The 1,511-nt window shown below is 63.3% G+C and carries 4 protein-coding genes; 1 reads left to right on the top strand and 3 read right to left on the bottom strand.

The genetic code is table 11. The features are described 5' to 3' along the window. The 3 genes from Q7U29_RS21470 to Q7U29_RS21460 all read right to left on the bottom strand — a co-directional run. Positions 1-98, bottom strand: a 98-nt coding sequence (locus Q7U29_RS21470; protein ID WP_304744574.1) for a DUF6481 family protein, incomplete at its 3' end; no start/stop codon positions are given. A 119-nt stretch (positions 99-217) separates the two neighbouring features. Next, a complete protein-coding gene (locus Q7U29_RS21465) occupies positions 218-562 on the bottom strand; it encodes a GrlR family regulatory protein (RefSeq protein ID WP_304744570.1) in 345 nt (114 codons plus the stop codon). A gap of 97 nt (positions 563-659) precedes the next feature. Then, positions 660-935 (bottom strand): hypothetical protein, encoded by a 276-nt coding sequence (locus Q7U29_RS21460; protein WP_304744568.1) that lies wholly within the window; start codon positions 933-935, stop codon positions 660-662. Between the two features lie 199 nt (positions 936-1,134). On the opposite strand from Q7U29_RS21460, the gene Q7U29_RS21455 reads away from it, so the two are divergent. After that, on the top strand, positions 1,135-1,511 hold a 377-nt coding region (locus Q7U29_RS21455; RefSeq protein WP_304744572.1), incomplete at its 3' end, for a hypothetical protein.

Below are 1,511 nucleotides of genomic sequence, written 5' to 3'. Positions count from 1 at the left end.
AGACCCGGCTTGGCCTTAAACTTCTCCAGGATGTTCTTCCTTGCTTCCTGCGCCGCCTTCTGCCGGTCCGCGAAGCTAGGTTCCTTGAATCCACTCATTGAAACGGCCTTGTCACTTTCGTTTGGGTGATGGGGTGATTGGCTTTGGCGCGAGGACAATGAGCGCCCCCGGCGCGATGGGGAGCGGTTTACAGCCGCCCGGGCCGCGACGCCATCGTTTAATCGGCCAGCCGGCGCAATGTCGCGCGAAAACTGACGCTGCGGCTGCCCACCAGAGAGGTGCCGAAAACCTCGGAATGGTCGTCCCGGAAGGTTCCGGAAAAGCCGGTCGTGACCTCCCGGCCGCCAAAAACCGGACGCGCGGTGGGATCGCGATAGGGGGTGTGCTGGTTGGTGACCAGATCGCCTTTCCAGCTACCCTCTCTGAACGTGTAGCTGCCGACCGACCAGAAATAGGGATCGCCGCCGAAGATTTTGCCGTCACGAAGCACGATCACTCCGCTGGCACGTCCCTTGACGCCGTCGCCCATCTGGATGTGTACCGAGTAGAGCCCGTTCCGCATGTTCGGCGTGTCCGGCCAGTATCGAGCGACTATAGCAGGTCTGGGTAGGCGCCGTTCGCTGTCCCCGCTCAGATCGGCACCGCGCGACGGGGCCTTATTACCAGGCCTCGAAGCGAAGCTCGGCAGCGCCCTTGGCGGCAATGCCGCGGATGTCCCAGCTCGCCGAACCGTTCAGCGAACGGCAGTGGATCCGGATCATGGTGCCGCGCTCGTCCTTGCCGGCGTCCTCGACCACGCCGACCACTGGGCAATTCAGGCCATCCGAGGCGATCTGCCCGGCGAGCTTCTGCTTTTCCTTTTGACTGGGCTGGGTCTTGAGCGGGGCCTGCGCGGCGGCAGCGGCGAGGCCGAACAGCAGGACAAGTCCGGCCACCGATGTCCGTTGAACGCGACGATGGATGGATTTCATTTTTCGACCGTATCAAACCGGAAGCCGGAAATCACCGTCGAAAGATTTCGTTAATGATTTCCCTTAAAGGGAAATTTGCCTGTCTCGCCCATGATGCGCAACCGCAAAGCATTTTTTGCCGATCGCAATTTTCAAAGCCACACGGGAAGGCACCACCATGACCATGTCACGCGTATTCGCTGCACTGATCGCTTCGGCCGTTAGCGCCATGGCGCTACCGACCGCGGCCTCCGCGCAATGCCACGGCTGCTACATGCCCCCGCCGCCGCCTTGCGTCACCTGCTACCAGCGTCAGGTCGCGCCGGCGCAGTACCGCACCGTCGATGAAACCGTGATGGTCGACCCCGGCCGCGTCATCGCCCATCGCACCCCGGCGCAATACCGCACCGTGATGGTGCCGAAGACCGTGATGGTGGCGCCCGAAGGCGTGCAGTACGAGCGCACCCCGCCGCAATACGCCACCCGCCAGCGCGTCGAAATGGTCGCGCCCGCCCGCGAATACTACGTCGCGACGCCGCCGCGCTGCGCCACCTGCGGGTA

The sequence above is a fragment of the Bradyrhizobium sp. genome, from assembly GCF_030654605.1.
In the GTDB taxonomy this organism is placed as follows: domain Bacteria; phylum Pseudomonadota; class Alphaproteobacteria; order Rhizobiales; family Xanthobacteraceae; genus Bradyrhizobium.
The sequence above is the reverse complement of the archived record's forward strand: the minus strand, read 5'-3'. Positions and strand labels throughout refer to the sequence as shown.